The following is a 6,268-nucleotide window of genomic DNA, read 5'->3' as shown; positions in this document are numbered from 1 at the left end:
GAGGTCGGTGGTTCGAGTCCACTCGTGCCCATTAATAGGAGAATTACTCAAGAGGCTGAAGAGGACGGTTTGCTAAATCGTTAGGTCGGGTAACTGGCGCAAGGGTTCGAATCCCTTATTCTCCGTTTAATTTCGACTCTCTGTCAACTGTAGTGGGTTGAAGAAAAGCTAAGTTCTAGGAAGGACACATTTCGTCCTTTTTTTTTGGTATTCAGAGCGATAAAAAGACTCCATAATATTTGTAGTGGGTACCCCCCCCTATAAATATTACGGAGCCTATTTTTATGTAGAAAAAAGTTCCATATGATCTATAATGAAAAGCAACCAAACCATCATTAGAAAGAATCATATGGAATAGTTACATTTTATCACAAAATTGTTCGATATCAAAGACCAAAATATCAAGATTTTAGATATCGTCAATAGGGATACTCACAAGGAAATCATCGCGAAACTGGATTACAATGCCCCATCTTGTCCTAGTTCTGGAAGTCAAATGAAGAAATATGACTTTCAAAAACCGTCTAAGACCCCTTACCTAGAAACGACTGGTATTCCTACTAGAATTCTCCTTAAAATGGCTCTTTTTCAACTGTATTGGGCTGAAGAAATACTAAAATTTGTATATATTGTTGATTTTACGGTTGTGCTAGTTTATTATTACTTCCAACTCTTGAGTGAAATTTCGCCACTATTTAGCCAGATTTCTTTTCCATTATCACATTGAACCAGAAGTTTTCCATTTTCAGAGATATCTTTAGCAAGTCCCTTGTAGTCTTTTTGATCTAGTGTAAAAGTCACTTCTTTTCCTAGAACGAATGACTGTTTTTTGTATAGGTATAATAGTTCTTCTGCTGGTGTTTCGAAGAAAGTCCGCCAGATTTCTATGATTAATTCATTTCTGGTAATAGGTGCTGGTGTTTTAAATAAACTAGCAGCTTTTTCTTTTAATTCCTGAGGAAAGTCTTTAATAGTGAAATTAATACCTACTCCAATAATGATATCTGTGACTAAGCCAGTTTCTACAGAGGTCATTGCCTCAGTAAGGATTCCTCCAATTTTATGATTGTTTAGGTAGATATCATTGACCCATTTTATGTCGACATCAATTAAAGTTAGGTTCTTAATGGCTTTGTAGACAGCTCCTGCTACAAGTAGTGTGTAGGATGGTAATTTGTCGTAAGGGAGATTTGGTTTGAGATGGAGTGTCATATAAATGCCACCTTGTGGGGAGTAGAAAGAACGTTGAAAACGTCCTCGGCCAGCTGTTTGATAGGAAGCTAGATAGAGGGTGTTTGCTTCATTCCCTAAATCAATTGCTTCTTTTGCATCGAGTTGAGTTGATTTTGTTTCGGGTTTAAAACTGATTTTAATTGGAAGATTTTGTTCTAGAAGTTCTGGAAGAATAAGGTCTCCGTTCACCAGTTTATAGCCTTTGTTTTTGATACTATCAATTTCAATGCCTTCTTGTTCTAGACGCTTGATGGCTTTCCAAATTGATGTTCGGCTTAGTGATAGTTCTTCTGCGATTTTTTCTCCGCTGACATAGTCGATTTCTTTAGCTAGAATTTGGTAGACGGCTTGGTAAGATTTCATAGTGTTTCCTTTCTTTAGGAATTGTAAATGATTTAAATATAGTTTGGATAATTGGTCAAAACCTTATTATATTACTACTATTTTAACATATACCTAGTCTTTACGGTATGATTTTCTTATAGTAAATCTAGTCATTAAGTTTGAGTTTTGAAATATCAGTATTTTTGCTCGCTTTTTTACCTATGGAAGCGATTCCTTTGTTTTCAAATTGCTAAAAAAGTGGTACAATAAAGGGTAGCTTACTATTATCTGAATCAATTGATTTGGAGAGAAAGGATTCATTTTGAAATCAATAGGCTTTATTGAAAAGCTGAAAGGGTTGTCTAGTAAAGAACTGATTTTATTGGGAATTATCCTGAGTATCTTTTTACCCTTTTATCTTTTTGTAGTTGTATTCTGTTTATATATTATCAGTTTGATTTTTACAGGAGATATGAAAAGTATTCTTCAGAAAATGGGGGAGCATCCGATGCTACTTCTTTTTCTTGGCTATAGTACTGTTATATCCACTTTTGCTCAAAATTGGATGGGTCTTATGGCTTCAGTAGGAATTTTTCTATTTACTGTTTTCTTTTTGCACTATCAGTCGATTTTATCACATAGATTCTTTCGATTGATTTTGCAGCTCGTCTTGTTTGGTAGCGTCTTGTCAGCTGCTTTTGCGAGTTTAGAACATTTCCAAATTGTGAAGAAATTCAACTATGCTTTTCTTTCACCCAATATGCAGGTGTGGCATCAGAATCGTGCAGAAGTGACCTTCTTTAATCCTAATTATTATGGAATTATTTGTTGTTTCTGTATCATGATTGCCTTCTATCTGTTTACAACGACCAAGTTGAATTGGTTGAAAGTATTCTGTGTAATTGCAGGCTTTGTGAATCTCTTTGGATTGAACTTTACTCAAAATCGAACCGCCTTTCCTGCTATTATCGCTGGAGCCATTATTTATCTCTTTACGACCATTAAAAACTGGAAGGCCTTTTGGCTTAGTATTGGGGTCTTTGCGATTGGCTTGAGTTTCCTCTTTTCCAGTGATTTGGGAGTTCGGATGGGGACTTTAGACTCTTCTATGGAGGAACGAATTTCTATCTGGGATGCTGGGATGGCCTTATTTAAGCAAAATCCTTTCTGGGGTGAGGGGCCATTAACCTATATGCACTCTTATCCTAGAATAAATGCTCCTTATCATGAACATGCTCACAGTCTTTATATTGATACGATTCTGAGTTACGGAATTGTGGGGACTATTTTACTAGTCTTGTCTTCTGTTGCTCCTGTTCGCTTGATGATGGATATGAGTCAGGAGTCGGGGAAACGTCCGATTATCGGTCTTTATCTGTCTTTCCTTACAGTGGTTGCTGTACACGGAATCTTTGACTTGGCCCTCTTCTGGATTCAGTCAGGTTTCATTTTCTTGCTAGTTATGTGCAGCATTCCATTGGAACGTCGAACTTTGGTATCGGACATGACGGATTAAGTTTTATAAGATTAAAATTCTTCTACCTTGGGTAGGAGATTTTTTTACTGGGAAAAATTATTTCTAAATCGAAATAGTTGACAGTTGGAATAATGAGTGTTACAATTATTTTATTCATTTCGATATCGAAATAAATTGGAGGTGTCATGAAAGATAGTCATTTGGTAGCCCATCATATTCGTTTGTTGAATGGGCGGATTTTTCAAAAGTTACTGAGCCAAGATCCTGAAGCTCTTTATCGGAGTGAACAGGGCAAGATTTTAGCGGTTTTATGGAATAGTAAAACTGGCTGCGCAACTGCGACAGATATTGCTCTGGAAACTGGGCTTGCTAATAATACACTGACGACGATGATTAAAAAGCTAGAGGAACAAAATCTTGTAACTATTAGTCCATGTGGAAAAGATAAGCGTAAGAAGTATTTGGTTTTAACAGAGTTGGGCCAGTCTCAGAAAGAAGTGGGGCATCGTGTCAGTCAGAAATTGGATACGATCTTTTACAAAGGATTTTCAGAGGAAGAAATTCGTCAGTTTGAAGCCTTTCAAGAAAGAATTTTGGCTAATCTGAAAGAGGAGGAAAATGAGGATTAAAATAGTGCAAATTAGCTGTTTATAAGTAAAGGCCACTTTTGACTTTGTTTTCCAACTCTAAGGACAAGGAAACTATGTGGTTAGCTATGGTCAGAATCGGATTGGTTGAGTTGCCTATGCCCAGTACGATATCTTCCGTCTAGAAAACGGGAAAATTGTGGAGTATTGGGGCAATAAGGAAGTCATGCCTAAGGTAGAAGACTTGACCAATCGAGGGAAGTTTTAAATTGAGGATACAGAATGATTGAATACAAAAATGTAGCTTTACGTTATACAGAAAAAGATGTCTTGAGAGATGTCAATTTACGGATTGAGAATGGGGAATTTATGGTTTTAGTTGGGCCTTCTGGCTCAGGTAAGACGACCATGATTAAGATGATTAACCGTCTCTTGGAACCGACTGATGGAAATATTTATATGGATGGCAAGCGCATCAAAGACTATGACGAGCGGGATCTTCGTCTTTCTACTGGTTATGTTTTACAGGCTATTGCCCTATTTCCTAATCTAACGGTCGCGGAAAATATTGCCCTGATTCCTGAGATGAAGGGATGGACTAAGGAAAAAATTGCTCAGAAAACAGAAGAGCTTTTGGACAAGGTTGGCTTGCCAGTAGCTGAGTATGGACATCGTTTGCCTAGCGAATTATCTGGTGGAGAACAGCAACGGGTCGGTATTGTTCGTGCTATGATTGGTCAGCCTAAGATTCTCCTCATGGATGAACCTTTTTCAGCCTTGGATGCTATTTCGAGAAAACAGTTGCAGATTCTGACGAAAGAATTGCATAAAGAATTTGGGATGACAACGATTTTTGTAACCCATGATACGGATGAAGCTCTGAAATTGGCGGACCGTATTGCTGTCTTGCAGGATGGAGAGATTCGTCAGGTGGCGAATCCCGAGACGATTTTAAAAGCTCCTGCAACAGATTTTGTAGCAGACTTGTTTGGAGGTAGTGTACATGACTAATTTAATTGCAACTTTTCAGGATCGTTTTAGTGATTGGTTGACAGCTCTATCTCAACATTTGCAGTTGTCACTTTTGACCTTGTTGCTGGCCATCTTTATAGCGATTCCCTTGGCTGTTTATCTTCGATATCATGAGAAGTTAGCGGATTGGGTCTTACAGATTGCAGGGATTTTCCAGACCATCCCGTCTCTGGCCTTGTTAGGGCTCTTTATTCCCTTGATGGGAATTGGAACCTTGCCGGCTTTGACAGCTCTAGTGATTTATGCGATCTTTCCGATTTTACAAAATACCATCACTGGACTCAAGGGAATTGATCCAAGTCTACAAGAGGCTGGGATTGCCTTTGGGATGACTAGGTGGGAGCGTCTCAAGAAGTTTGAAATTCCACTTGCTATGCCTGTTATGATGTCTGGGATTCGGACGGCAGCGGTCTTGATTATCGGTACGGCAACCTTGGCGGCCTTGATTGGTGCAGGGGGACTGGGTTCCTTTATCCTTTTGGGAATTGACCGTAATAATGCCAGTCTGATTTTGATTGGGGCACTTTCTTCCGCAGTGCTTGCCATTGCCTTTAACTTCCTACTAAAAGTGATGGAAAAGGCAAAATTGCGGACGATTTTCTCTGGTTTTGCCTTGGTGACCATATTGCTTGGTTTGTCTTATAGTCCAGCTCTTTTGGCTCAAAAAGAGAAAGAAAACTTGGTTATTGCTGGGAAATTGGGACCGGAACCAGAAATTTTGGCCAATATGTATAAACTCCTTATTGAAGAAAATACCAGCATGACTGCGACTGTTAAACCGAATTTTGGGAAAACAAGCTTTCTTTATGAAGCTTTGAAAAAAGGCGATATTGACATCTATCCTGAATTTACTGGTACGGTGACTGAAAGTTTGCTGCAACCATCACCTAAAGTGAGTCATGAGCCAGAGCAGGTTTATCAGGTGGCGCGTGATGGTATTGCCAAACAGGATCATCTAGCCTATCTCAAACCCATGTCTTATCAAAATACCTATGCTGTAGCTGTTCCAAAAAAGATTGCTCAAGAATATGGCTTGAAGACCATTTCGGACTTGAAAAAAGTGGAAGGGCAGTTGAAGGCTGGATTTACACTCGAATTTAATGACCGTGAAGATGGAAATAAGGGCTTACAATCAATGTATGGTCTCAATCTCAATGTAGCTACGATGGAACCAGCCCTTCGCTATCAGGCTATTCAGTCAGGTGATATTCAAATCACGGACGCCTATTCGACTGATGCGGAATTGGCGCGTTATGATTTGCAGGTCTTGGAAGATGACAAGCAACTCTTCCCACCTTATCAAGGAGCTCCACTGATGAAAGAAGCTCTTCTCAAGAAACATCCAGAGTTGGAAACAGTTCTCAATAAATTGGCTGGTAAAATTACTGAAAGCCAGATGAGCCAGCTCAACTACCAAGTCGGTGTTGAAGGCAAGTCAGCAGAACAAGTAGCCAAGGAGTTTCTACAAGAACAAGGTTTGTTGAAGAAATAGCCTGAAAAACTAAACTCAACTTGGTTAAACGACAATATAGAAGAACGCTCAGACAATGTCGTCTGGGCTTTTTTGATTATTGAAAAGATAAAAAACTCAGTAGCCTAGAAATAAGGCAACCGA

At 38.8% G+C, this 6,268-nt stretch carries 5 protein-coding genes, 1 tRNA gene and 2 pseudogenes; 7 read left to right on the top strand and 1 reads right to left on the bottom strand.

Features of this window, described 5'->3' with window-relative positions; translation table 11 throughout:
• Positions 1-37: 37 nt before the first annotated feature.
• Both HMPREF2701_RS10385 and HMPREF2701_RS10905 read left to right on the top strand, forming a co-directional pair.
• A tRNA-Ser gene (locus tag HMPREF2701_RS10385) sits at positions 38-125 on the top strand.
• Between the two features lie 242 nt (positions 126-367).
• A pseudogene (locus HMPREF2701_RS10905) lies at positions 368-616 on the top strand (ISL3 family transposase); the annotation flags it as partial.
• Between the two features lie 44 nt (positions 617-660).
• On the opposite strand, the gene birA reads toward HMPREF2701_RS10905, so the two are convergent.
• A complete protein-coding gene (gene birA, locus HMPREF2701_RS10380) occupies positions 661-1,596 on the bottom strand; it encodes a bifunctional biotin--[acetyl-CoA-carboxylase] ligase/biotin operon repressor BirA (protein ID WP_061590403.1) in 936 nt (311 codons plus the stop codon).
• Between the two features lie 283 nt (positions 1,597-1,879).
• Here birA and HMPREF2701_RS10375 point away from each other — a divergent pair, with 283 nt between their 5' ends.
• The 5 genes and pseudogenes from HMPREF2701_RS10375 (at position 1,880) to HMPREF2701_RS10360 (ending at position 6,145) form a co-directional block, all read left to right on the top strand.
• A complete protein-coding gene (locus HMPREF2701_RS10375) occupies positions 1,880-3,073 on the top strand; it encodes an O-antigen ligase family protein (RefSeq protein ID WP_070483052.1) in 1,194 nt (397 codons plus the stop codon).
• A 146-nt stretch (positions 3,074-3,219) separates the two neighbouring features.
• Positions 3,220-3,663 carry a MarR family winged helix-turn-helix transcriptional regulator gene (locus HMPREF2701_RS10370; protein WP_070483049.1) on the top strand — a complete coding sequence of 148 codons (444 nt, stop codon included), beginning with the start codon at positions 3,220-3,222 and terminating at the stop codon, positions 3,661-3,663.
• 34 nt (positions 3,664-3,697) lie between these two features.
• A pseudogene (locus HMPREF2701_RS10900) lies at positions 3,698-3,889 on the top strand (polyketide cyclase); the annotation flags it as partial.
• A 14-nt stretch (positions 3,890-3,903) separates the two neighbouring features.
• Positions 3,904-4,632, top strand: a complete 729-nt coding sequence (locus HMPREF2701_RS10365; protein WP_070483045.1) for an ATP-binding cassette domain-containing protein — start codon at positions 3,904-3,906, stop codon at positions 4,630-4,632.
• Complete coding sequence (locus tag HMPREF2701_RS10360) at positions 4,625-6,145, top strand: ABC transporter permease/substrate-binding protein (RefSeq protein ID WP_033684815.1); 1,521 nt, start codon at positions 4,625-4,627, stop codon at positions 6,143-6,145. Before HMPREF2701_RS10365 ends, HMPREF2701_RS10360 begins: the two co-directional genes overlap by 8 nt.
• Positions 6,146-6,268 lie beyond the last annotated feature (123 nt).

The sequence above is a fragment of the Streptococcus sp. HMSC077D04 genome (assembly GCF_001808785.1).
GTDB classification, from domain to species: domain Bacteria; phylum Bacillota; class Bacilli; order Lactobacillales; family Streptococcaceae; genus Streptococcus; species Streptococcus mitis_BX.
This window is presented reverse-complemented; position numbering and strand designations above follow the sequence as displayed.

What these genes read in the sequence shown, in the direction of transcription:
- HMPREF2701_RS10360 (WP_033684815.1), top strand. Translation starts at nt 4,625, where the DNA reads ATGACTAATTTAATTGCAACTTTTCAGGATCGTTTTAGTGATTGGTTG.
- birA (WP_061590403.1), bottom strand. Translation starts at nt 1,596, where the DNA reads ATGAAATCTTACCAAGCCGTCTACCAAATTCTAGCTAAAGAAATCGAC.
- HMPREF2701_RS10365 (WP_070483045.1), top strand. Translation starts at nt 3,904, where the DNA reads ATGATTGAATACAAAAATGTAGCTTTACGTTATACAGAAAAAGATGTC.
- HMPREF2701_RS10370 (WP_070483049.1), top strand. Translation starts at nt 3,220, where the DNA reads ATGAAAGATAGTCATTTGGTAGCCCATCATATTCGTTTGTTGAATGGG.